Origin of the sequence: Cytobacillus oceanisediminis (assembly GCF_003182355.1) — a bacterium.
Lineage (GTDB): Bacteria > Bacillota > Bacilli > Bacillales > Cytobacillaceae > Cytobacillus > Cytobacillus oceanisediminis_A.
On the sequence record NZ_QGTW01000002.1, the window covers coordinates 36,133 to 60,313 of the forward strand.

The following is a 24,181-nucleotide window of genomic DNA, read 5'->3' on the forward strand; positions in this document are numbered from 1 at the left end:
CCGGAGGTGCTTTTTATGTCATCAGTAGTTGTAGTTGGTACGCAGTGGGGAGATGAAGGGAAAGGAAAAATCACTGACTTCCTTTCTGAAAATGCTGAAGTAATCGCCCGTTATCAAGGCGGAAACAATGCGGGGCATACAATTAAGTTTAACGGAGAAACATACAAGCTGCATTTAATTCCATCTGGAATTTTCTATAGCGATAAGATTTGCGTCATTGGAAATGGGATGGTTGTAGATCCGAAAGCGCTCGTAAAAGAATTAGCTTATCTTCATGATAAAGGTGTTACAACTGATAACTTGCGCATCAGCAACCGCGCACATGTTATTCTGCCTTACCACCTAAAGCTGGATGAGGTAGAAGAAGAGCGCAAAGGCGCCAACAAGATCGGTACAACGAAAAAAGGAATTGGCCCTGCTTATATGGATAAAGCAGCCCGTAATGGAATCCGAATCGCAGATCTTCTTGACCGCGAAGTTTTTGAAGAAAAACTTGCCCGCAATCTTGAAGAGAAAAATCGCCTTCTTGAGCGTTTTTATGAAACAGAAGGATTCAAAATTGAAGATATCCTCAATGAATATTATGAATATGGCCAGCAAATCAAACATTATGTTTGCGACACATCCGTAGTTCTGAACAATGCATTGGACGAAGGCCGCCGCGTGCTGTTTGAAGGAGCACAAGGGGTTATGCTTGATATCGACCAGGGTACATACCCGTTCGTTACCTCATCTAACCCAGTAGCTGGAGGCGTAACAATCGGTTCAGGAGTAGGCCCTACAAAAATTAAGCATGTTGTTGGTGTTTCCAAGGCTTATACAACACGTGTAGGAGACGGTCCTTTCCCGACTGAGCTTGATAACGAGATCGGCAATCAGATTCGTGAAGTAGGCCGTGAATACGGTACAACCACAGGACGTGCCCGCCGTGTTGGCTGGTTTGACAGCGTTGTGGTTCGCCATGCCCGCCGTGTCAGCGGAATTACAGATTTATCTCTTAACTCCATCGATGTATTAACAGGCATCGAAACCTTGAAAATCTGTGTAGCTTACCGCCATAATGGTCAAGTGATTGAAGAGTTTCCTGCAAGCTTAAAAGTATTGGCTGAATGTGAGCCTGTTTACGAAGAACTTCCAGGCTGGACAGAAGACATTACTGGCTGCAAATCATTAGACGAGCTTCCTGTTAATGCCCGCCATTATCTGGAGCGTGTGGCTCAGCTAACAGGAATCCCATTATCCATCTTCTCTGTAGGACCGGATCGCACACAAACAAACGTTGTCCGCAGCCCTTGGAGACAGAACTAAGATTTGATTGGAAAGCCCTAATGTGAGTTAGGGCTTTTTTTGTTTGACCTTCTTCAAAAGAATGAACCTAGGATCATAAAAGAACAATTAAATTGTGAATTTAAGGAGTAGAAATCTGATTTAGGGGAATAGAACGTAATAATTGAGGAACAAAGTCCACTTTGTTTGTTAATAGAAGCAGAAACAGAGTATTAATGTTTTGGTATTGATGAATTTCCTTTAAAAAATAGAATTTAAGGCTGTGAAAGCTCATTGTTGGGTTTGCACCCTGTTGATTGGAGCGGAAATCAACAGGCAGTTTAAAAGAGATTAATTTTATAAGAAATTTTTATAAAAAAGTTATTGCGCTTTTATAAATCTCTATGATATTATAAAAAGCGTCGTCACAGAGACGATCTAGTGCGAGCCATTAGCTCAGTCGGTAGAGGATTTTAAAATTTGCACCATCGAAGCGATCCGTCCTCGAATAGCAAACTTTTAAAATCTGCGATAAAGAACGCAGGGCTTTGGAGCACACCTGCAAACAAAGTTTAGGCAAGAATATTAGCTTTGAGCCATTAGCTCAGTCGGTAGAGCATCTGACTTTTAATCAGAGGGTCGAAGGTTCGAGTCCTTCATGGCTCATCATTTTTCTTTAATATGGCCCCTTGGTCAAGCGGTTAAGACACCGCCCTTTCACGGCGGTAACACGGGTTCGAATCCCGTAGGGGTCATGGCAAATAACCGTCAGCAAAAGGCTGGCAAGCCCAGCTAACTTGCTGGCGGTTATTATATTGGTCCGGTAGTTCAGTTGGTTAGAATGCCTGCCTGTCACGCAGGAGGTCGCGGGTTCGAGTCCCGTCCGGACCGCCATTTACTTTACATAATTTAGTTAGGCTCAGTAGCTCAGTCGGTAGAGCACGTTTGAATAAGCTTCGTGAAATGCTTCAGCGTACCGATTGAACCACAGCTTGAATAAGCTCCCTGAAATCGGGACGAAGGACGAAACCAAACTTGGTTTAGGTTCATTAACTTAATTTGGCTCAGTAGCTCAGTCGGTAGAGCACGTTTGAATAAGCTTCATGAAATGCTTCAGCGTACCGATTGAACCACAGCTTGAATAGGCTCCCTGAAATCGGGACGAAGGACGAAACCAAACTTGGTTTAGGTCCATTAACTTAATATGGCTCAGTAGCTCAGTCGGTAGAGCAAAGGACTGAAAATCCTTGTGTCGGCGGTTCGATTCCGTCCTGAGCCATCCCAAAAAAGGAGTATGAAATCATTCATACTCCTTTTTGTTACATTTTTGTAATATAACTAGTTTTCTACTATTTATCCAGTGTAAAAGTTAAGCATCTCTTCTTTTTTTCTTCTCTTCTCTTTTGTAACTTCTAAAAACCTTTATATATAGGGATTTTATCCTGCTGTTCTTTCCTTTTTTTCGACAAAAAGCATTTGTTTTCTACCCATTAATACCCATTAAAAGTAACAAAATGTCAGTTATTATACATTTTTGTTACATTACAGAGTCTATTAATCTATTTGATACTCTATATGGTAAAGTAAATATTGTGAAAAAATTTAGGTAAATAAATTAGTAGTTACATAGCACTAAATGAAAGTGTGTTTGTTACCGTAGTCTAGGGGGATGTAACAATGTTTAATTGGGTGAAGAATTTAACTTCAGCTACTGAATATACAGCTAAGAGCTTTAGAAATATAATGAAAAGGACTGCTGCAACAGGGTTTGCTGCAGCGGCTTTAACGCTTGCTGGCGGTGTTTCAGTATTGGCAAATGATGATAAGCTAATGACTGTTTACTATGTCTATATGGACGATCAGTATATCGGAACTGTCTCAGACAAAGAAGTAATAGAGAACATGGTTGATACGAAAATAAAAGAGCTTGAAGGCTCTTATAAAGGTTTACAATTATCGCTTGGTTCAAAACTGTCTTTTATTCCTGAACAAGTATTTGAGTCCAATTCTGAGGTTAATAACTCAGAGGCTATGAACGAAATAAAAGATGAGATTGAAATTCAGGCTGAAGCAGCTGCATTGGTTATTGGCGGCACGACTGTGGCTTATGTTGAAAATTCAGAGCAGGCAGAAGCTGCACTAACTAAACTTAAGGCTTCCTATGTACCAGAGAAAGAATTAAAGGCTCTGGAAGAAAGAAAAGCTTCCGCTAGTACTCCTTTACCACAGCTTAAAGAAAATGAAACTCGTGTTTTAGACGTTCGATTTAATGAAAATATTTCAGTTTCACAAACAAAAGTTAAACCAGACATGATTATTAGTGCCGAAGAAGCAGCAAAACTTCTTCAAAAAGGCACTTTAGAAGAAAAGAAATACCTTGTTAAAGCGGGAGATGCTCTAAGCAGCATAGCAAGTGCCCACAATCTTGATATTAAGCAGCTAATAGAGTTAAACAGCGGACTAAAGGGAGATTCGGTCCTAAAAGTTGGACAAGAATTGAATGTTACCGTCCTTAAGCCATATGTAAAGGTTATTGTTGAAAAAGAAGTTTTCAAAAAGGAAAAAATTTCATTTGAGAAAGAAGTAATTGAGGATAGCAGCCTCCCTAAGGGCGATACTAAGGTGAAGCAGGAAGGAAAAAATGGTGTCCGTGCTGCAACATATTTGATTTCTGAAGAAAATGGACAAACCATTAAAAAAGAGGTATCTGAAGAAAAAGTTCTTGAAGAGCCAGTTAAGCATATTGTCATTAAGGGAACAAAAGTAATTCCGTCCAGAGGTGAAGGAAGCTTTGCGTATCCTGCAGTAGGCGGTTATATTTCCAGTAAGGTAGGATACCGCTGGGGTAAAATGCATAAAGGAATTGATATTGCACGACCTAGCAACCGGACCATCAAAGCAGCCGATAATGGTGTTATCGTATCTGCCGGCTGGGATGGCGGATACGGAAATAAAATTGTGATCGACCATAAAAATGGCTTCCGTACCGTATACGCTCATTTGGATTCAATTAGTGTAAGTGCTGGCCAGACAGTTTCAAAAGGATCAAAGATCGGTGTAATGGGCATGACTGGAGATTCCACAGGCGTTCATCTGCATTTTGAGTTATATAAAAATGGAAAGATGCAAGATCCACTAAAATATATTAAGTAAATAAATGATGCTAAAAGTCTCTAGTTTTAATGCTAGAGGCTTTTATAGTTAAGAATAATATTTTACAGCCCTCATTTTGCAAGCTGTAATGAATTGTTCTGTCCAGGAGAAAAGCCATCTTTTTCAAATAGATGAATTCCCACTTATAAAGTGGTAAAGTAAAGTAGAGAACATATGATTTCAATTGAATTCTACTGCTCCAAAAATAAATAAATTAAGCAAGAAAAAAGGAGATAGGTATGGATAAAAAAATTCTAGTTGTAGACGATGAGAAACCAATTGCAGATATTCTGCAATTCAATTTAAAAAAGGAAGGCTATGAGGTTGTTTGCGCATATGACGGCAATGACGCCTTGGACAAGGTAGAGGAAATCAAACCGGATTTAATTCTTCTTGATATCATGCTTCCGCAGAGAGATGGCATTGAAGTGTGCCGTGAAGTGCGCAAAAAGTATGATATGCCGATCATCATGCTGACTGCAAAGGATTCTGAAATTGATAAGGTTTTGGGTCTTGAACTGGGGGCAGATGATTATGTGACAAAGCCTTTCAGCACAAGAGAGTTAATTGCCCGGGTGAAAGCCAATTTAAGGCGCCATCAGCAAATTGCTTCAAAGTCTGAAGAAGAGGAAGAATCAAATGAAATTGAAGTAGGATCACTTATTATCCATCCGGATGCTTATGTGGTTTCCAAACGCGGTGAGACGATTGAATTAACACATCGTGAATTTGAGCTTCTTCACTATCTGGCAAAACATATTGGACAAGTCATGACAAGGGAGCACTTGCTTCAGACTGTTTGGGGCTATGATTATTATGGCGATGTCCGTACAGTTGACGTGACGGTAAGGAGATTGCGTGAAAAGATCGAGGATAATCCTAGCCACCCGACATGGATTGTAACAAGAAGAGGAGTCGGTTATTACTTGCGGAATCCTGAACAGGAGTAAGAGGATTAATGGAAAAGGTTGGTTTTTTTCGATCCATTCACCTAAAGTTTGTAATTATATATGTCCTTCTTATCCTGGTAGCCATGCAAATTATCGGCGTTTATTTTGTAAGGCAGCTGGAATCGACTTTAAAGGATAACTTTAAAGATACCATTCAGGAACGGGTTAATCTGCTTGCTTATTACCTGGAAGAACAGATGACCAAGGAAAGGCTTCCGGATGAGGATGGCCCTACGTTGGAGGAAGACGTCCACAGGTTATTAAGGGATTATTATTCTACTGATATTACCGAGGTCCGTGTCATTGAAGGAGACACGTTTAAAATATTGGGAACTTCCGATCCGGATAACCAGGGTGTAGTGGGACAGAGATCTACTGATAATTTAATCAAAATGGCCATGGTAACCAAACAGCAGGTACCTGAGGATTATGTTGACCCCTTTGGCAATCGAATATGGGTGCTAGTAACACCTATTAAAAACAATGGGGATGTTATCGGAGCCATTTATCTTGTTGCAAAAATAGAGAACATCTATGACCAGATGAGGCAGATTAATAATATCTTTTCAACCGGTACAGCAATCGCGCTGGCCATTACAGCAGTATTGGGCATTCTTTTAGCCCAGACCATAACACGCCCTATCTCAGATATGAGAAAACAAGCCCTTGCCATGGCGAAGGGAAACTTCTCCCGTAAGGTTAAGGTTTATGGTTATGATGAAATTGGCCAATTGGCCATTACTTTTAACAGCTTAACAAAGAAGCTGCAGGAAGCCCAGGCGACCACAGAGGGAGAACGGCGCAAGCTCTCCTCCGTCCTCTCCTATATGACAGATGGGGTGATTGCAACTGACCGCAAAGGGCGCGTGATCTTAATCAATGAGCCTGCTGCAAAAATGCTGAATGTTTCACGTGAAACGGTGCTGTCTTCTTCTATTGATTCCTTACTGGGACTAGAAGAAGAATACACATTTGAGGAGCTCCTTAATGAACGTGATTCTGTGATTTTGGATTACAGCAGTAAAACGAATACCCTGATTTTACGCGCAAATTTTTCAGTAATTCAAAAAGAAACTGGTTTTGTAAATGGATTAATTACCGTTCTACATGACATTACCGAGCAGGAGAAAATTGATATGGAACGCCGTGAGTTTGTGGCCAATGTCTCGCATGAACTTAGGACCCCGCTCACTACGATGAGAAGTTATTTGGAGGCACTTGCGGAAGGAGCTTGGAAGGACGAAGAAATTGCTCCCAACTTCCTGGATGTCACTCAAAATGAAACGGAGCGCATGATCCGCCTTGTGAATGACTTGCTTCAGCTTTCAAAAATGGATAGCAAGGATTATAATCTGACAAAGGAATGGATCGATTTCATCTTTTTCTACAACAGGATTATTGACCGTTTTGAAATGACCAAACAGCAGAATGTAACGTTTGAGAGAAGGCTCCCTGATCATTCAGCTTTTGTTGAAATTGATGAGGACAAGCTGACGCAAGTATTGGACAATATCATATCGAATGCCCTTAAATACTCTCCTGAAGGCGGAAAAGTAACCTTTAACATTGAAGAAAAAGATGAATTTATAATTGTCAGTGTTTCAGATCAGGGTGTAGGCATTCCGAAAGAAAACATTGATAAGATTTTTGAGCGTTTTTATCGTGTGGATAAAGCGAGAACTAGAAAGCTTGGCGGAACGGGCCTTGGACTTGCAATTGCCAAAGAAATGGTGGAAGCGCATGGCGGAGAAATTTGGGCAACCAGTACGGAAGGAAAAGGAACAACGATTTCATTTAGCCTTCCTTACGTTCGAACGGAAGAGGATGATTGGGAATGACATATGAAAATATTAAAACCATCATACTAACAATCCTGGTTGCGACGAGTGCGCTGCTAACCTGGAACCTATGGACTTATCAGCCTAACTACGAAACAATGGAGAAAACAAATACGGTACAGGAAGTAGCGATTGCTGCTAAAAAAGATGTAAGTAAAATTGTCAGGCCGGACACTCTTTTATTTCACCTTGGCAGCAATCAACATTATGGAACGGTCAATCCAAGCGAAATAGAAAAAACAATTAAAGAAATCAGCAGATGGAATTTTACTGATTTTGAAAATATCACTGCTCAAGTGAATGGGATCCCCTCTTTTGTTCATAATGAGGGAAAAGCAGTCATTGTTTACCCTGATTCTATTCCGATAGAATTATATAAAACGGTCATCAAAGTGGATGATAAGGATCTCACTAATTTTCAATTTGATCGAATTGTCATTGATGTTAAAGAACATCATAAGGAAGATGGGATCGTCTATTTTGTTTCCGTAGACAGCCAGCAGGTCTTTAGAAGCCATGTGCCTGCATCTTTTATCCAGAGTTTTAAAAACGAATTCTTTAAGTACAGTCCGGAGTACAAAGAGTATATTTCATATGAAGCTTCAAATTCAAGGACCCTGTTCTTGCCAGCACATGACACAAAAATGGCAAGGTATCAGTATTTGTCAAAAGAGCTTGACTCGGAAAAATATAAAAATGCTTTATTCAGTGACCCAAGTGTGGTTCAGAAAAACTATCAGCCGTCAGAAGAAGAATATAATGATAATGTTAGCTTGCTTCGAGTGAATTTTGATAAAAATACGCTTCGATATGTAAAACTGGCTGCCGGCAATAATCCAACCATTCAGTCTACAGATCTTTTAAAAAAGAGCATTGATTTTATAAACGAACATGCTGGATGGACGGATAATTACCTATTTGCCGAAATGAATGAACTTAACCATCGGGTAACATTCCGTCTTTATGATTCTTCGGGGTATCCGGTTTTCAGCGAAGATCCGAAGATTTCTGAGATTCGCCAAGTTTGGGGACAAAATGAGGAATATTTGCGAAGCAACTTTCAACTTGGCTTACGTACAGAATCCACTGAAGTATCTTTAAGTTCAGGGGATTCAATCATCAAGTACTTGAAAAAGCTTGAAGGATTTGATTCCAAAAGCTTGGAGGATGTTGCATTGGGGTACAAGATGATCAAAGATTCCCAAACCATGTTTGTTCGATTAGAGCCTTCCTGGTTTTATCGCTATGAAGGGGAATGGAAAAGTATTTCACTTGATGAAACAGGAGGTATGAATAATGGATTGGAGTAAGATAAAAACAATCTTTATTTTAACCTTCCTGGTTTTGGATATTTATTTGATGTATGAGTTTTTTAAACTGAAGGATGCAAGCCAGTATGAGCCTATGGCCCAAGCCTCTGTTGAAAAGCGGCTCAAGACGGATGAAATTGAATTTGATGTGGATCTTCCAAAAAACAATCCAAAAGACAGGTACTTAAGCGCTAAGCCGATGGTCTTTGATATCGAAGAAATGGAAGAAGCGAAAAAATCGAAGCTGAAAGGACAGGACATTACGGTTACTGAAGGAACAGTCCTGAATTCAGTCCTTGATGAACCTTATAAAATCAGCGAGAAATTTAATCCTTCTGAATTGAATTCATTTATTAAAAACAAAGTTTTATATGGAGACCAATATCGTTTTTGGGAAAAGAGCAAAAACAGCAATACACTGACTTACTATCAGCAATTTGAAGATAAAATGTTTTATATGAATTTAAATGGTGAGCTAACTTTCTATTTGAATGAGGAAAATGAAATTGTATCTTATAAGCAGACAATGCTGGAAGAAATTGAAGAAATGCAGGAAAGCGAGAAAGTGATTCAGCCAATAAAGGCGATTGAGACACTTTCTGAAAACGGCTCGCTGCAGCCAAAATCCAAGATTACCAATGTGGAGCTCGGATATTTTACTCTTGTGCATTCAAGCTCATCTCTAGTATTAACTCCTGCTTGGCGATTCGTCATTAATGGAGAGGAAAACTTATTTGTCCATGCCTTCGAGGGGCAGATTATTCAGCTAACCAACGAAGAGAAAAAAATAGTGGAGTGAGAGAATATGTCTTTGCAATTCAGCGTTCTCGCGAGCGGCAGTACTGGGAATGCGATCTTTGTCGAGACGGAGGAACATTCCTTTTTGGTTGATGCCGGCTTAAGCGGGAAGCAAATGGAAGCCCTATTTCAACAGATTGACAGGGATATGGGGAAGCTTTCAGGGATTTTAGTGACACACGAGCACAGTGACCATATAAAAGGTGTAGGCATTCTTGCAAGAAAGTATAATTTGCCTATATATGCAAATGAAAAAACCTGGCAGGCGATGGACGGTTTAATTGGACAAGTGCCTGTTGACCAAAAGTTTCATTTTGATATGGAAACCGTTAAGACGTTCGGTTCTCTTGATATTGAATCCTTTGGCGTTTCCCACGATGCGGCTGATCCCATGTTTTATGTGTTTCATCAGGATGGGAAAAAACTTGTGCTAATTACCGATACAGGGTATGTCAGTGATCGTATGAAGGGCCTTATTTCGAATGCTGAGGCTTATGTGTTTGAAAGCAACCATGATATCCAGATGCTTCGTATGTGCCGCTATCCGTGGAATATTAAAAGAAGAATCCTTAGCGATGTGGGACATGTATCGAACGAAGATGCTGCCCTTGCTATGAGTGAAGTGGCTGGAGATCGCACAAAAAGCATTTATCTAGCTCATTTAAGTCTCGATAATAATATTAAGGATCTGGCGAGAATGTCGGTTACACAGACGCTTGAGAGCCGAGGCATCATTGTAGGTGAGCAGTTTGATCTTTTTGATACAGATCCCAAAGTACCAACCATTTTAACGGCAGTTTAATAAAAGTAAAAAAGGAATGCGCAAGATCTTTAGTATCTGTTGCGCCTTCCTTTTTTATTTGGCGTTTTTTAAAAATTTTAAACAAAAGTATGAACAAAGTCGTAAGATTGCTTGAGTCCGTGCCTTTTGATTAGATTTTTAAAATCGAGAGAGTATAATATTGGGTATAAAGGAAGAATAAATTTTAGCATTCATATCTTATCGGCTTTTTCCAGCTGCGGGAAGCTGGCGTTTCTGTAATTTATAAAGAAAGGATTGGTACGGCTTGGGCTATTACGATCAAGACCATCAGAACCGTTATAAAAGGCAAAAAGGCAATAGAGGCGGATATTTTCTGGCCAGCCTTATAGGCATTATATTAGGGGCAATTCTTGTCATTGTCGCGGTACCTAAACTATCCGATTATAACGTACTCCCTTATACGGTTGAACCCGATGAGGAGTTACAGGAAGAAGCGGACGGCAACAATGGAAATGCCAATGTTCAAAATGTCTCGCTAGATGTGGTTACCGATGTGACCAAGGCTGTCGATAAAGCTGGTGACGCCGTTGTGAGCATTACCAACATTCAGACAGCCGGATTTTGGTCAAACGAAAATAATGGCGGCGGACAACCTGCTGGAACAGGTTCAGGGGTCATTTATAAAAAAGAAGGAAATACAGCTTTCATTGTCACGAATCACCATGTCGTAGAAGGAGCTCAAGAACTTGAAGTAAGTTTACCGGATGGCGCAAAGATTCCGGCAAGGCTGGTTGGGAGCGATATATGGACTGACCTGGCTGTATTGGAAGTGGATGCAAAGGAAATTAAAACAGTAGCTGAATTTGGGGATTCGGATACTCTCAAGCCAGGGGAACCTGTTATAGCCATAGGGAATCCTCTTGGCCAATTCTCTGGCTCCGTTACACAGGGAATTATCTCTGGGGTAGAACGAGCGGTGCCAGTTGATATTGACCAAAACGGCACAGTTGATTGGCAGGCAGAGGTTCTCCAGACAGATGCTGCCATCAACCCAGGAAACAGTGGCGGAGCATTAGTTAATATCAGCGGCCAGTTAATTGGAATTAATTCCATGAAAATTGCACAGAATGCAGTTGAGGGAATTGGCTTAGCAATCCCAATTAACTATGCACGCCCTGTAATTGATGACCTCGAGAAATTTGGCGAGGTAAGGCGGCCATATATGGGGATTCAGTTAACTTCCGTAAATGATATTCCTGGCTACTATCAGCAGGAAGCATTGAAACTGCCTAAAGATGTTAAAACAGGAGTTGCCATTACGCAAGTAGAGCCTAACTCTCCAGCTGCACAGGCCGGATTGAAAGAGATGGATGTCATTGTTGAGATGGATGGAGAAGAAATAAAAGATATTATCGAACTGCGCCAGCATCTCTATACGAAAAAAGCAGTTGGAGAACAAATGAAGATTAAGTTTTACCGTGAGGGTAAATTGCAGGAAACAACCATTAAACTGAGCGGCGAAACATTTTAATGGATACGGGAAAGAATAAACGGGGAAGCGATTACGCTTTCCTGTTTTTTATTGTTTTGTTAAGATGGGGTGTGGATAAGTTGTAAACGCAGTCAGAATAATAATTATCCACAGGGACAATAAAAAAAGTAAGGCTCCGGCCTGAAAGGAGAGCTTAAAAAAATGATTTATTGTTGTGAAGAACATGTTGATCTTGCTATAGATATAGTGGTTGATGAGTACGAAACATTCCCGCAATTAACAAAAATTGATGAGGAAAAAAAGTTATCAACAACCTGTGAATATTGTCAAAATAACGCTATATATGTTGTAGCGAACGAATGATCTCATACAAGATGTGGATGAAAAATGTGGACATGTGGATAACTCATGTGGATATCTTGTTTGTAAAGTGAGGACGAGCTGTGAATATCTCAATTATTACAGTAGGAAAGCTTAAAGAAAAATACTTAAAGCAAGGGATTGACGAATATTTAAAAAGGCTGTCGGTATATGCAAAAATGGAAATGATCGAGGTTTCGGACGAAAAAGCTCCTGAAGAACTGAGTGAAACGGAAATGATTCAGGTCAAGCAAAAAGAAGGTGAACGGATTCTCTCTAAGATCCATCCTGACGCTCATGTTATCGCACTAGCTATTGAGGGCAAAATGAAATCATCAGAGGAACTCGCCGACACACTTGATAAACTGGCTACATACGGAAAAAGCAAAGTTGCTTTTGTCATCGGCGGCTCCCTCGGCCTCAGCCAGGAAGTCCTCCAGCGCGCGGACGAAAAGCTCTCTTTTTCAAAAATGACCTTTCCCCATCAGCTCATGAAGTTAATTCTTTTAGAGCAGATTTACCGGGCATTCCGGATAAATCGGGGTGAACCGTACCATAAGTAAATGAGGTTTTTATTCGCAAGTAATTTTACAGCAGAACTTAAGTTAAAGGATGTTAGAAATTAATTTACATTGTGTCGTAGAGCCACTCACCTGAGCAGAGGTAAAGGAAATATCCCTTACCTCTTTTTGTATTTAAAAATATTATAGTAAGGGAAAGAAATTTAGGGAGGCTCTATGTGACATTGGATTAGGTTCAATTGGAGCACTTGTAGCGACCGATGTATTTGGATTTGATCCCCTACTGAAGAATTGTTTTTACTAATGCTTTTAGAGAGACTATTCCTAAATTGTCTTGATTTAATTTATTCTAAACTTCCAATTGCCCAAATAAAGATAGAGAAGATGAAGATTTTTAGTTTTTAAGGGGGAGCGCAAAATAAAACCATTAACCAGTGGAATTCAGGATGCTCATATAAGGATAACCATTCAAGCTGTAGTGGATTCCATTCTTCAATGTTCTGTAATGGGTGGAATGATCTATGAGTATGTCATAGTTGTATTGGATCAAACTCTTCCTTCTGCAATGAATCAAGGAGGAAATATCCCTTTTTCAAAATCAACAGCTAACTTATTAGACATGGCTGCTTTCCAACTTTTGTGGACAGGGAAAACGAAGTGTTTCTACGATACTTGTACATTTCCTAGGAAAGGAATCTTTGCCAATCTTAAACGTAGTGACCGGCTAATGGCGATCGACTTGTTAGAAAGATTGGAAATTCCCTTGGTGAGCTTACCAGAACCTTTTACAAAAAATCCAGGTTTGACGCAAAGTATGAAGAATACTCTAACCCAGCTAACGTTATTTGGCTATTATTCCGAATGGACAGGATATGGATCAACTCGTTTAGATCGACCTGACTTTAGGTGCATAGAGTATTTTCCAATTGGTTGGATTCAAACAAATTATCCAGGACCAGCTTTTGGATACCGAAATATGCGTGGTTTTTATTAGATGATCTAAATAGAGGGGGAAATCAGCATGTCTAATCCAGATGTTATTGTTATTGGTGCAGGAGGTGGTGGGGCTGTTATTGCAAAAGAGCTTGGGGAAAAGGGTTTAAAGGTTTTGATAATAGAAGCAGGTCCATGGTACGGAAATAAAAAGTGGCCAAATCCGAATTCCCAATCTGGCGCAAAAGAAAGTTTTGATATAAATGACTTAGATATTCACCTTTATAGACGATTGTTAAACAAGTGTGAAGATAATATGAATAATTTGGTTACAGGTAGGTTTCGATGGGGACCAGCAAATAGAAGCCGCGCACCATGGGTTCGATTAACAACACAAAAGCAACTAATATGGCAAAGTGCCGGTGTAGGAGGGTCTACACAACATTATACAGCTAATTCTCCTCGTGCTTATCCGTCAGCAATTGATCATTTATGGCCAATCTCCTATCGTGAACTCATTCCTTATTATGAAAAGGTAGAAGACACATTACCGGTTAGCTTTGCACCAACAACCACAAAGGAAGAAATTTTTTATTATGGAGCAAAAAGAGCGGGCTGGCAGCTAAATCCTACCCTTAATGTGACTGCTCCATGCATCCGGCCTCAGCCTAACGCAATCTTACCAGTAAATAAAAACCTTACTAATTTAAATGTTTCACTTGAGCAATTATCGTGGATGGCAGGATGCACACTCTGTGGACACTGTATAAACGGCTGCCCGCATGGACCTTCCGTAGATAAGGTTGCAAAACGGTCAACAACGGTTAGTTACATACCATTGGCTTTGAGTACTGGGAATGTCACGATTAGACCAAATACGTTCACAACAAAAATAGTTACAGATTCCAGTCAATTGCGAGAGTTACGTGCCACCGGCGTCCGGATTAGAGATACATGGACTGGAGAAGAGGAAGAACTAAAGGCGAAGGTTATCGTTCTTGCAGGAGGTAGCATAGAAAGTCCGCGGCTTTGGTTAAATTCAAATCTTCCTCAAAATCCTTGGGTCGGGAAAGGTTTGACCAACCATTATATGGACTGGGTTACCGGAATTTTTGATGATAAGGAACTCATTTCTACCATAGGCAAGCGTGATATAAATCCATTTGTTGGACATACATCTGGTGCACGACTCGATTTTCCAGGCTTAGGTTCTTTGCAGTCCGTTGGGATGAGCCCAGGTCTAACAGCCTCTCTTTCCTATGGAATTAGTCAATTTGGCTGGAATATATATCAAACGGAACATCCTAAATGGAGTTTTCATAATCATATTGTTGGAAATAAATTAAGAAACCTGATGATAAGTTATCGGAGATCGTTAAATGTACTAATCATGACAGATGATGAGGTTGATCAAAGAAATGGAGTTAAACTTCATTCTACGATTAGTGATGAACACGGTTCAGTCCCTCTTTTGAGCTATACTCCTACAAAAAAATCCCAAAGAAATAGAAGGGAATTAATTAAAATAGCCAATGATATTTTGTATAAGGCAGGTGCCAAACAAATTATCTCATCTAATTGGCCAGCAGGTATGATGATTCATTTGGAAAGTACGATGAGAATGGGGTTTGTAGTTGATTGTAATTGTGAGGCATATCAGGTAAAAAAATTATTTATCGTTGATAATAGTGTGCATTTTAACAGTTTAGGTGGGGTAAACCCGACTCTTACTACACAGGCATTAGCCACACGTACAGCTGAAAAACTATTTGAAAAATATTTTAACTAGTATTTATTCTAGACGAATGGTCATGATACTACTATAGAAATTAGTATGTCAGGAGGATTTTTCTGATGAAACTATTTGAATTGATTCATGACACATTCGAACCATTTTTAGATGGTGAAAAAAAGCCTTTAAATGTAATGGAAGTAACGAATTTATGGTTTTACTTATTAGGTACTGAAACTACATTGCGTAATGAAGAATTGGGTTACAATCTCAGCGAAGATGAGGAATTAAAAAGAATTATCCTTGATATGAAGGATAATTTGCATATTCCAATAAGGAATGAAATAAGAGACTTTTTAACAAAGGAAGGAGTCCCACTTCCACAAAGCACTCCAGAAAAACCAGTGGGGGATTTTCGGAATTTACCTGAAGGTGCTAAATTAAATGATGAGGAACTTGCAAATTTAATGTCATATAATTTAGCTTCAGGAGTTACATATGCTGCTAGAGGACTCACTGAATCCATTCGGGCAGATGTGGGCCTGTTGTTTTCAAAGATAATAATGAAGAAGACACTTGCAGGGTTACAGGTAAAACAATACTTAGAGCAGAATAAATGGCTACGTATTCCACCTTATTACAAATCATAATAATATTTGTAAGAGGTAGACAGATTTATAATCTTAGGGGTAGTTTTTCTATGTTTTACAAACGAAGATTTCAAACATGAAGTTTAACTTGATTATAAGAAACGGTACTACGTTAATTATTTTGCGTGTAAAAAGTAGTTTTAATTCTAGGATTTATTAAAAAGAAAATGTGGTGCTAACATAACAATTAAGGACAATGGTGTCCGATCAAAAATTTATTCCAGATTAGAAGTTACCGGAAGGCAAAAAGTTGTATTTAAGGCAAAGGAAAAAGGTATTGTCAATTGTTTTAGTAGAGAGTACTCATAGCTTCACAAACCTCATTTTCATAAAATGAAGGGAACCTTATCATAAGTAAATAAGGTTTTCTGATGAGATATCTTATGTTTACAAAAGTATATATTGGAAATGTGGAAAGCAAGTTTAACCGACTTTATCCAGAGTAATGAAAGATGTTTAGTTAGGAGAAGCATAGAAAAAATTTCAGAAGTTCAATGTATAAACAAGGTAAGAGAGGTTGCCAGAGAGCGATATATAGATTTTAAAATATACCCCCATAATACATTGTAGTTCGTTCGAATCCTTTTAATACGATCATACACAAAACTCGAGGGGAATAATATGAACACACTAACCAAGGGAGCCTTTGCCATGGTATTAGCGGGATCTGTTACGTTTTCTGTCACCAGCGCCCTGTTAGTCGAACGATTAACAGAAGAACATGCTTTAGCTGTATTTGGAAATCAAAAAAAAAGGTATGTCATTAGCCAAGCAGAAAAAACAGTGAAAGCTCAAACATCAAAAACGAATGGGAAAGGCGATGAAACAAAGCTTTCTCAAAAGGCTCTTAAAATCAGCAACAAGAATAATATGGAAGCTGCAGCCACTCAACAAAATACGAAAAAAATCAGCAAGAGTACGGCAACAACTACTTCTAAAGTAAAGGAGACAACTACAACTGCTGCTTTAAAAACAACATCTGTGGCAAGCACAAAAGCACCAACAACAAAGGCTACATCCACGCAAACGGAAACAAAAGCACCAACAACAAAGGCTACATCCACGCAAACGGGAACAAAAGCACCAACGATTCATGAGGCTAGCGAAAAAGCACCAATGGCAACGACTAAACCTACACCGGCAGGAACTAATACAAAAGATGCAGCTTCATCAACTATTAACCCTGGACAAGAAGTTTCTCAAGCTGCAAAAGAAAAGGCTGTAAGCGATCAGGATAAAAAAGAAAACAATGGAAAGAAAAGGTAATTTATTCGGGGTCACCAAAAGAAGGTGATCTTTTTTCTTTATATATCAATATTAAAAAGGCCTTCCCCCAAAGGGGATGACCTACATATATTCCTTCGTCTTCACTATAGAAGTTTCCTGAGTTACATTTCCTTTTCTTGTTAGTTTATTCCAGCCAACTGTTACTCCCTTTATTGCAGAGAAAATGGATTTTAACACTACATAAGTCATAAGCTGTTTGTACAAAATTCGCTGCAAAAACAATGAACCCAGTGGTTTAGGACTTTCTTTCTCCAATCGAAAAGCATACAGAGAAGTAAAGAAATCCATTAAGTAAAAAAGAATAAATCCAATGGCTGCTTTTTCATGGTGTGAGGTAAAAAGGGCCAAAATAAATAATATATCTGCAAGAGGCGATATAATTTGAAAAATATATTGGAAAAGCCACATGTTTGGAAGGGCGATAAATCCTAATGAGTTATGGTTTTTATTGAATAAAGCCTCACGATGTTTCCATAAGCATTGTAATGTACCATAAACCCATCGGTAACGCTGTTTTGCCAGACTTTTAATATCTTCCGGCACTTCTGTAAAGGCATAAGCCTTTTCTTCAAATTTAATCTTTTTCCCATTGCGTAAAAGTGTAAGAGTGATATCGGTATCCTCTGCCAGTGTATCCTCTTTAAAGTATCCTGCTTCTTCTACAGCTGTCTTTCTCCATGCACCAATCGCACCTGGTACGACTGTAATGCAATTGAGAGCCGCGAAAGCCCTTCTCTCTAGGTTAAAGCCTGTCACATATTCGATATGCTGCCAGTTTGTAAGGAGATTTCCCTTATTGCCGACCTTTACATTACCTGAAACAGCAGCCACACTTTCCTCTTTAAAATGGTTCACAAGCAATGAAATGGCATTTTCAGCGATAAGAGTATCTGCATCAAGAGCAACCACGATTTCCCCCTTTGCTTCTTTAAAACCTAGATTTACAGCTGAAGATTTTCCTCCATTAGGTTTTTGAATTAATCTGACGAGAGGATCGTTTGCAAAAGTTTCTTGAACTGAAACAGAAGTATTGTCTTTTGATCCATCGTCAACAATCAGTATCTCAAGGGCTGGGTAATCGCTGGTTAAAATAGAATTGATTGTTTTGCAAATTACTTTTTCCTCGTTATAGGCAGCAATGACGACACTGACAAAAGGTGTAAAGGCAGGGTCAATCTGGGTCTCTTTATCCCTTTTTACCTGTTTCCTAGAAAGGAAAACGAGGAAAATCAGCCGCAATATTCCTAAAAGGATAGCTGAGTAAAACAGAAAGCTTACTCCTGAGTTCCAGCCTTGTATGACCTTGAATACAGCCTTGTCATAGACCCAATAGGGGTTATCCTGATCAGCAAGGGGCATAATCTCACTATCACTTTTTCCAATTAGGTCAGCAATAGTTGTAAATGTGTAGCCACGATTCTTTAGTACTTCAATAAGAGTCGGCAGGGCTTCTACTGTGATGGAACGATCACCGCCAGCATCGTGCAGCAAAATCACATTTCCTTCTGGCAGCTGATCCAAAACCCGATTCACAATTTCATTACTAGAAAGTTTTTGCCAATCATTAGAGTCAATGGATTCACCGACCATGGTATAGCCCATATCCTGAGCCCGCATTATTGGCACCTGCTCGCTTCTAGTGCCTAGTTCCGTATCGGCTATATAGGGAGGCCGGAAAAGGGTCATCGAATGGCCTGTGATTCCTTGAACTAAACGCTGAGTGGCATTTAGTTCCATTTTCAAACGAAATGGCGAGATGGATGAAATATCAGGATGTGTAAATGTATGATTGCCGATTTCATGGCCCTCATCATAAATCCTTTTTACAAGTTGAGGATGCATCATAGCATTCTCGCCTACTATAAAGAAGGTCCCTTTAATATTATACCTGTCCAAAATGTCCAATATTTCTGGTGTAAAGGCTGGGTCCGGACCGTCATCAAAGGAAAGGACAACTTCTTTCTTGTTGGATTTTCCATAACGGGCTACCTCAAAAGGCTTTGGAAATTTGACATAGGATTCAGATTGAATCAACCCATTTGAATCTAATTGAATCGTTCTTTTGCCTTTTTCAGGTTGAGAAGCGATTTTTAAAATCTCCCCTTCCCCCGTATGGAGATCTGGCAAAGGACTATCAAAGGGACTCAGGGCACGGGCTGGATTAAGGATTTCCTCTGGTTTATTCAGGAAATTCCAGATAGAGGGATCCTCTGAACCAAGGCGCCAAAGCGCAATTCCTCTTGAGCCGCTATCGATTGCGAGATTCATTTGATTATAAAAAGTAGCAGCATCCAAAAACCACACAGTATGTTTTTTCCCGTTTCGCATGTATCGTAAATAAGGATTGCCAGCTTCCGTACTCCAATTGATTTTGAGGTTCGTTCCACTGCCCAGTTTCATGATATCCCCGAACGTCATGTTAGCTGCAGGCTTCCTGGAGTCCTCTCCCCAGTCGTAACCGTAGGTCCCTAAGCCAGCAATCAATTTTTCGGAAGGAATATCAGGTTGAATCAAGTTCTCCTTGACCCAATCTGTTTGGGCCACAGGACCGGGCTTGCTCATGGAGTAGTGCTGGTCGTAGAGCATAACGATTACACGGTCAGCACTTTTTGCTAAGGAAGCATAATCATAGCTATTGTCCTTCGGCGGGACATCCAATGTGACCATAAGACCATGCGGGTGGAATGCTTTATAAACCTTATCCATAAATTGAGTGTATTGAGCTTTGTCATTTGGGTTTATTGCTTCGAAGTCAATATTAATCCCATCAAATCCATTTGCTCTGACATAAGCCAGCATATCTTTAATAAAACGTTCTTCAGCACCGGGAGTAGTGAATAACCGGTGCAGGACATGGCCATCCCATTTATCATTTATAAAATTATTCACTAATGGCAGAATCTTAATATCATGTTCTTTTGCCTCTTTAACAATAGTGCGGTCAGTGGCGGCCTTCAGGTTTAGATCTTGTGTAACCTGCAGCCACTCAGGCACTAATGTTGTAATGGAATCTTTATTTTTTTTGAAGGATGCCTTGCTGTTCTCGTCCCAATTGACGTAAAAGCCATACACTTCTTGTTTTTTGATGATTTGTGCTTTGTTTAATTGATCTGTGTTATTTTGGCTAAGAGAGGAAGGAGTGGTTTTTTGAATCTGTGAAGCAAGCTCTTCTTCACTAAAATGTTTATTAATCGGCTCGATCCCGCTCTTTGCTGTGCTTTTATTCAATGGAAGCTCAGGAAATTTTGGATTCGTATTTAGGCTTTCTATAAAAAAAGTTAATACTAAAACAATTAATATAGTAAAGCCAACACTCATTCGTTTAATGATGGACCAGCGCCTTTTTGCTGGATCGAGGAAAATATATTCCTGGATTCGCTCTCTTTTTTTCAACCCCAGGTTGTAAAACCAGTGGAAGAAAAAATAGCAGACAAGGCCAAGCAAGCCTCCGAAGGCCCCTGATACAATGGATTCTGAAGATAATATTTTCGTTTTCAGTAATGAAAATAACCAATAATCTTCCAATGAACCAAAATCCATGGAAGGCAAAGCGTGCATGTTTGGAATAAAAACCGTAATCAAGGTTCCAAGGAATAAGGCGACGATATTAAGACGAAAGAAAAGCGAAAAAGCAAGCAATAATGGGATTCTTAAACTATCTAAAGGTAAAAAGGCCAGAAAAAAACCAAGTGTACTCGCAACCGCTCCTGCATTTCCAGTAACAGGTGCAAACAAGGATCTTAAAATCCACCTAAAAACTCGATTCACGTATATACCTCCTCATAGGTGTAGTGTCGAAAAATGTATAACAATATTTCAATAGATTGGTTTTATACAATTAAATTTGTAAATAACCTTAGGATTGTTGTTAAATAGCACTTTCAGGGAACAGATTCTTTCGACAAAAAATGACCATCAACAAAGGCTTAGGTTATCATTTTAAAATTTTGGGGGTAGGTTAAAAAGTTTTTATTATTAATAAATGGTAATTTAGGATACTTAGAGGTAATTATAAAAAGTTATTTAGGAGGTTACGGTGTATTAATATATCTGCCTAGTACTGTAACAACTCCTATCTAATATTGTTACGTTAAGGTCTGAATGATTACCCGTATGATTGATAAAAAATCAATTATATAAAAACACCTTCAGGTTACCTTTGCCATCCATGGTGGCAAGCAGGACATTTTTTATTTCAGTCTGATATAAACCTTCTAAATGGGAGACAAGCCAGCTTTCGTCCTTTTGAATGTTTTTTAATTCTTTTTTATCTACTTTGCCTTCCTTAATAATGGTTCTTGGCATATCGAAGGGTTCTGCATTCATTTGTAAGGAAGCCGGTGTAATGGGTTCATATTTGGGATCTAGAAAAAAGGAAATATTTCCGTTTGCTTCCCATAGCGCCAGCGCCACCTTCTTTACATCATCTACTTTTTTCTCGCGAAATTCTTCTAGCAGCACATCAATAGAAATTCTTGCTTTATTTAAGCCTTTGTAAATGATTTCTCCATTCTGTACGACTGTGATTGCCTTATTATTAACGAGCCTTCTAATGGCTGGCCATTTTAAAATACTGAATAAACTAGCAAGGTATAGTACAACCAATACGGTGGTTGTCACAACAGAACCTTTTAGTCCTAGTTCCTCGTCGGACAATGGATGGGCAATAATGTTTCCAATTACTAAAGCCATAACAAAATCAAGGAGCCTTAATTGGGAAATAGCCCGCTGTCCCAGGATTCTAGCAACGATCACTAAAAAGAAATAAGCGACGACAGCTCTTAGACCCCACTCCATGGCAGTGAGTGTTTGCTGCCCTTGAAAAAAGTCCATCTATGACACATCCTTTAATCCACAGTTCCAAATCAATTAAAGGAACCGATTTATAATAAGATATTTGCCTTGCAGCCTTTTAAGAGTTTTTTCTCAGACTAATACAATTATTCAAAAGAATAATCCATAAAAATTACATATAGCGCTTATTGATGGAAAAACTAAGTAAAAAGGAGGCTTACAAAAAATGAAAAAGTTCTTTTTGATGTTTTTCCTATCCCTTTCCTTCTTAACGTTAACGGGCTGTGGAAATGATGAACAGCCTGAAGAAGGCGAACAAGTTGAAGATGTTGAAGAAGAGGATGAAATTGGTGATGGCGAGATAGATGATGAGTAAGGGCATTTAAAGGTCAGAGTGCTTTCTCACTAAAAAAGGAGTGCAGATTAAAGGCACTCCTTTTTTGTTTGGGATATTAATGCCGAATTATATACATTAGTTAAATAACCTAAGGAAGGTACACTAAAAGGATGAAAAGAGCTGCGTGAAAAGGCTTGCTCTTTTGATTCATGGTTTTTCTTTATTCGGGAAACATAATGGCATCTTATTCAAATTGTAAAATAGGGAGTTGGCAGCATTGAAAAAGGTAACAAGTGTATTTTGGATTTCGCTCGTTATTGCGAGTATCTTTGTTATTTGGGGCATGGTTGCACCTGTTCAGTTAGGTGAAGTTATGAATGGAACTAAAGCCTACTTTCTGGATTCGTTTGGCTGGTTTTATCAGTTATCAGCTACCTTTTTTCTTATATTTGCCTTGTTTTTGATTTTTAGCAAGTATGGAAAAATCAAATTAGGTGCAAATGATGATAAGCCCGATTTTAGACGCAGTACTTGGTTTGCCATGCTATTTAGTGCTGGAATGGGCATAGGTTTGTTGTTTTTTGGAGTATCTGAACCAATTTCCCACTTTACGAGCCCGCCAATAGGCGAAGGAGGTACCCCAGAGGCTGCAAGAGTTGCTTTAAGGTATACTTATTTGCATTGGGGTTTTCATGCATGGGCGATTTATTCTGTTATAGCGCTTGTTCTTGCTTATTATAAATTTAGAAAGAAACAGCCGGGATTAATGAGTATTACACTTACACCACTTTTAGGAGATCGGGCTAAAGGAATCATTGGCATCATTGTCGATAGTGTAGCCGTATTTGCAACGATTTTTGGGGTAGCCGCCTCCCTTGGACTGGGAGCAGCCCAAATTAACGGCGGCCTTAATTATGTGGCAGGAGTGCCCAACAATTTTACTGTGCAGCTTGTGATTATAGCAATCGTAACGGTCTTATTTATCCTATCAGCAAGTACAGGCCTTCAAAGAGGGATAAAATATTTAAGTAATGCCAATCTGGTACTGGCTGTTATTCTGCTTTTTACCTTCTTAATCTTAGCGCCAACAGGGTTTGTGCTTGATCTTTTTACAACTACACTGGGGAGCTACGTGCAAAATTTGCCGAGCATGGGATTAAGGCTGGCTCCTTTTAATGAAGAGCAAGCAACTTGGATACAGGATTGGACCATTTTTTATTGGGCATGGTGGATTGCATGGGCTCCGTTTGTCGGGACTTTTATAGCCCGTGTATCCAAGGGAAGAACCGTAAGAGAGTTCATGATTGCCGTTCTCGTCATTCCTACGATTGTGTGTGCTTTTTGGTTTAGCGTGTTTGGAGGGACGGCCATTTATTTTGAGTTTTTTGAAGGTGCAAATATCGCTGGCCAAAGCCTTGAGACAGCATTATTTTTTGTATATGACCGTTTGGCATTCTCAGGGGCTCTTGTTATCGTAACATTATTGCTTATAACTACTTTCTTTGTAACCTCTGCTGATTCTGCAACCTTCGTATTGGGGATGCAAACAACCAATGGCGACCTTAATCCCCCTAACTTTGTAAAAATCGTCTGGGGATTGTTTTTATCTGCCTCAGCAGTTGTATTGATGCTCTCAGGAGGGCTGAGTGCCATGCAGACAGCCATTATTGTCAGTGCATTCCCACTGACGTTTGTATTAATCGCCATGTCATTTGCCATTTTAAAAGAGTTTAGAAAGGAAGTTCCTGCAAAAAGCGCGGCAAAGAAAAAAGCCAAAAAGGTGAAATCGGGGGATGAACCTGATCCGGGCCTCGTCTAATAAATTAATTGCCTAATTAAATAATAATTTTTTAAAAAACCATGACTATAGTCATGGTTTTTTTCGTTCTATATTAAAAATTTCAGGATAAAAGCATCATTTTCAAAATAATCGGAAAATTATCAAGGAACACTGCCCTCCCTAACAGAAATGTATATTGTATTTATTTAGCAATATT

At 39.3% G+C, this 24,181-nt stretch carries 18 protein-coding genes and 4 tRNA genes; 20 read left to right on the forward strand and 2 right to left on the reverse strand.

Translation table 11 applies throughout. The features are described 5' to 3' along the window. The first annotated feature begins 15 nt into the window (after positions 1 to 15). The 18 genes from DFO73_RS04485 to DFO73_RS04570 all read left to right on the forward strand — a co-directional run bounded on the left by DFO73_RS04485 (position 16) and on the right by DFO73_RS04570 (position 17,032). The gene (locus tag DFO73_RS04485; protein WP_110063594.1) at positions 16 to 1,308 is read left to right on the forward strand and encodes an adenylosuccinate synthase; all 1,293 of its coding nucleotides are present in this window, start codon (positions 16 to 18) and stop codon (positions 1,306 to 1,308) included. Between the two features lie 551 nt (positions 1,309 to 1,859). Beyond that, a tRNA-Lys gene (locus DFO73_RS04490) sits at positions 1,860 to 1,932 on the forward strand. Between the two features lie 17 nt (positions 1,933 to 1,949). Next, positions 1,950 to 2,021, forward strand: a tRNA-Glu gene (locus DFO73_RS04495). A gap of 62 nt (positions 2,022 to 2,083) precedes the next feature. Continuing rightward, a tRNA-Asp gene (locus DFO73_RS04500) sits at positions 2,084 to 2,160 on the forward strand. A 312-nt stretch (positions 2,161 to 2,472) separates the two neighbouring features. After that, positions 2,473 to 2,545, forward strand: a tRNA-Phe gene (locus DFO73_RS04505). Between the two features lie 398 nt (positions 2,546 to 2,943). After that, positions 2,944 to 4,419, forward strand: a complete 1,476-nt coding sequence (locus DFO73_RS04510; RefSeq protein ID WP_110063595.1) for a M23 family metallopeptidase — start codon at positions 2,944 to 2,946, stop codon at positions 4,417 to 4,419. Positions 4,420 to 4,658: 239 nt separating this feature from the next. Next, positions 4,659 to 5,369 carry a response regulator YycF gene (gene yycF / locus DFO73_RS04515; RefSeq protein ID WP_110063596.1) on the forward strand — a complete coding sequence of 237 codons (711 nt, stop codon included), beginning with the start codon at positions 4,659 to 4,661 and terminating at the stop codon, positions 5,367 to 5,369. An 8-nt stretch (positions 5,370 to 5,377) separates the two neighbouring features. Next, on the forward strand, positions 5,378 to 7,207 hold the full coding sequence (walK, locus tag DFO73_RS04520) for a cell wall metabolism sensor histidine kinase WalK (protein ID WP_110063597.1): 1,830 nt from the start codon (positions 5,378 to 5,380) through the stop codon (positions 7,205 to 7,207). Then, positions 7,204 to 8,517, forward strand: a complete 1,314-nt coding sequence (locus DFO73_RS04525; RefSeq protein ID WP_110063598.1) for a YycH family regulatory protein — start codon at positions 7,204 to 7,206, stop codon at positions 8,515 to 8,517. The genes walK and DFO73_RS04525 overlap by 4 nt, the downstream gene beginning before the upstream one ends. Then, positions 8,504 to 9,316: a two-component system regulatory protein YycI gene (locus DFO73_RS04530; protein WP_110063599.1), complete on the forward strand. Its 813-nt coding sequence runs from the start codon at positions 8,504 to 8,506 to the stop codon at positions 9,314 to 9,316. Before DFO73_RS04525 ends, DFO73_RS04530 begins: the two co-directional genes overlap by 14 nt. A 6-nt stretch (positions 9,317 to 9,322) precedes the next feature. Continuing rightward, positions 9,323 to 10,117, forward strand: coding sequence for an MBL fold metallo-hydrolase (locus tag DFO73_RS04535; RefSeq protein WP_110063600.1), 795 nt, complete (start codon positions 9,323 to 9,325; stop codon positions 10,115 to 10,117). A 265-nt stretch (positions 10,118 to 10,382) separates the two neighbouring features. Then, positions 10,383 to 11,609: a S1C family serine protease gene (locus DFO73_RS04540; RefSeq protein WP_110063601.1), complete on the forward strand. Its 1,227-nt coding sequence runs from the start codon at positions 10,383 to 10,385 to the stop codon at positions 11,607 to 11,609. Positions 11,610 to 11,771: 162 nt separating this feature from the next. Beyond that, positions 11,772 to 11,933 carry a CxxH/CxxC protein gene (locus DFO73_RS04545; protein WP_110063602.1) on the forward strand — a complete coding sequence of 54 codons (162 nt, stop codon included), beginning with the start codon at positions 11,772 to 11,774 and terminating at the stop codon, positions 11,931 to 11,933. An 80-nt stretch (positions 11,934 to 12,013) separates the two neighbouring features. Continuing rightward, a complete protein-coding gene (rlmH, locus tag DFO73_RS04550; protein ID WP_110063603.1) occupies positions 12,014 to 12,493 on the forward strand; it encodes a 23S rRNA (pseudouridine(1915)-N(3))-methyltransferase RlmH in 480 nt (159 codons plus the stop codon). Between the two features lie 472 nt (positions 12,494 to 12,965). Beyond that, positions 12,966 to 13,445, forward strand: a complete 480-nt coding sequence (locus tag DFO73_RS04555) for a hypothetical protein (RefSeq protein ID WP_110063604.1) — start codon at positions 12,966 to 12,968, stop codon at positions 13,443 to 13,445. Positions 13,446 to 13,472: 27 nt separating this feature from the next. After that, the gene (locus DFO73_RS04560; RefSeq protein ID WP_110063605.1) at positions 13,473 to 15,173 is read left to right on the forward strand and encodes a GMC family oxidoreductase N-terminal domain-containing protein; all 1,701 of its coding nucleotides are present in this window, start codon (positions 13,473 to 13,475) and stop codon (positions 15,171 to 15,173) included. A 65-nt stretch (positions 15,174 to 15,238) separates the two neighbouring features. Continuing rightward, the gene (locus DFO73_RS04565; RefSeq protein ID WP_110063606.1) at positions 15,239 to 15,766 is read left to right on the forward strand and encodes a DUF3231 family protein; all 528 of its coding nucleotides are present in this window, start codon (positions 15,239 to 15,241) and stop codon (positions 15,764 to 15,766) included. A 621-nt stretch (positions 15,767 to 16,387) separates the two neighbouring features. Further along, positions 16,388 to 17,032 carry a hypothetical protein gene (locus DFO73_RS04570; RefSeq protein WP_110063607.1) on the forward strand — a complete coding sequence of 215 codons (645 nt, stop codon included), beginning with the start codon at positions 16,388 to 16,390 and terminating at the stop codon, positions 17,030 to 17,032. An 81-nt stretch (positions 17,033 to 17,113) separates the two neighbouring features. Here DFO73_RS04570 and DFO73_RS04575 read toward each other — a convergent pair whose 3' ends face one another. Together DFO73_RS04575 and DFO73_RS04580 are read right to left on the reverse strand one after the other, a co-directional pair. Continuing rightward, positions 17,114 to 20,821: a polysaccharide deacetylase family protein gene (locus DFO73_RS04575; RefSeq protein ID WP_110063608.1), complete on the reverse strand. Its 3,708-nt coding sequence runs from the start codon at positions 20,819 to 20,821 to the stop codon at positions 17,114 to 17,116. 360 nt (positions 20,822 to 21,181) lie between these two features. Next, positions 21,182 to 21,886, reverse strand: coding sequence for a DUF421 domain-containing protein (locus DFO73_RS04580; RefSeq protein WP_110063609.1), 705 nt, complete (start codon positions 21,884 to 21,886; stop codon positions 21,182 to 21,184). Between the two features lie 187 nt (positions 21,887 to 22,073). On the opposite strand from DFO73_RS04580, the gene DFO73_RS28465 reads away from it, so the two are divergent. Next, on the forward strand, positions 22,074 to 22,223 hold the full coding sequence (locus DFO73_RS28465; RefSeq protein WP_181395921.1) for a hypothetical protein: 150 nt from the start codon (positions 22,074 to 22,076) through the stop codon (positions 22,221 to 22,223). Between the two features lie 238 nt (positions 22,224 to 22,461). Then, the gene (locus DFO73_RS04585; protein ID WP_110063610.1) at positions 22,462 to 24,003 is read left to right on the forward strand and encodes a glycine betaine uptake BCCT transporter; all 1,542 of its coding nucleotides are present in this window, start codon (positions 22,462 to 22,464) and stop codon (positions 24,001 to 24,003) included. Positions 24,004 to 24,181 lie beyond the last annotated feature (178 nt).

Coding starts and splice junctions, on each gene's coding strand:
- DFO73_RS04565 (WP_110063606.1), top strand. CDS start 15,239: ATGAAACTATTTGAATTGATTCATGACACATTCGAACCATTTTTAGAT.
- DFO73_RS04570 (WP_110063607.1), top strand. CDS start 16,388: ATGAACACACTAACCAAGGGAGCCTTTGCCATGGTATTAGCGGGATCT.
- DFO73_RS28465 (WP_181395921.1), top strand. CDS start 22,074: ATGAAAAAGTTCTTTTTGATGTTTTTCCTATCCCTTTCCTTCTTAACG.
- DFO73_RS04485 (WP_110063594.1), top strand. CDS start 16: ATGTCATCAGTAGTTGTAGTTGGTACGCAGTGGGGAGATGAAGGGAAA.
- walK (WP_110063597.1), top strand. CDS start 5,378: ATGGAAAAGGTTGGTTTTTTTCGATCCATTCACCTAAAGTTTGTAATT.
- DFO73_RS04530 (WP_110063599.1), top strand. CDS start 8,504: ATGGATTGGAGTAAGATAAAAACAATCTTTATTTTAACCTTCCTGGTT.
- DFO73_RS04525 (WP_110063598.1), top strand. CDS start 7,204: ATGACATATGAAAATATTAAAACCATCATACTAACAATCCTGGTTGCG.
- DFO73_RS04545 (WP_110063602.1), top strand. CDS start 11,772: ATGATTTATTGTTGTGAAGAACATGTTGATCTTGCTATAGATATAGTG.
- DFO73_RS04535 (WP_110063600.1), top strand. CDS start 9,323: ATGTCTTTGCAATTCAGCGTTCTCGCGAGCGGCAGTACTGGGAATGCG.
- DFO73_RS04555 (WP_110063604.1), top strand. CDS start 12,966: ATGATCTATGAGTATGTCATAGTTGTATTGGATCAAACTCTTCCTTCT.
- DFO73_RS04580 (WP_110063609.1), bottom strand. CDS start 21,886: ATGGACTTTTTTCAAGGGCAGCAAACACTCACTGCCATGGAGTGGGGT.
- DFO73_RS04560 (WP_110063605.1), top strand. CDS start 13,473: ATGTCTAATCCAGATGTTATTGTTATTGGTGCAGGAGGTGGTGGGGCT.
- yycF (WP_110063596.1), top strand. CDS start 4,659: ATGGATAAAAAAATTCTAGTTGTAGACGATGAGAAACCAATTGCAGAT.
- DFO73_RS04510 (WP_110063595.1), top strand. CDS start 2,944: ATGTTTAATTGGGTGAAGAATTTAACTTCAGCTACTGAATATACAGCT.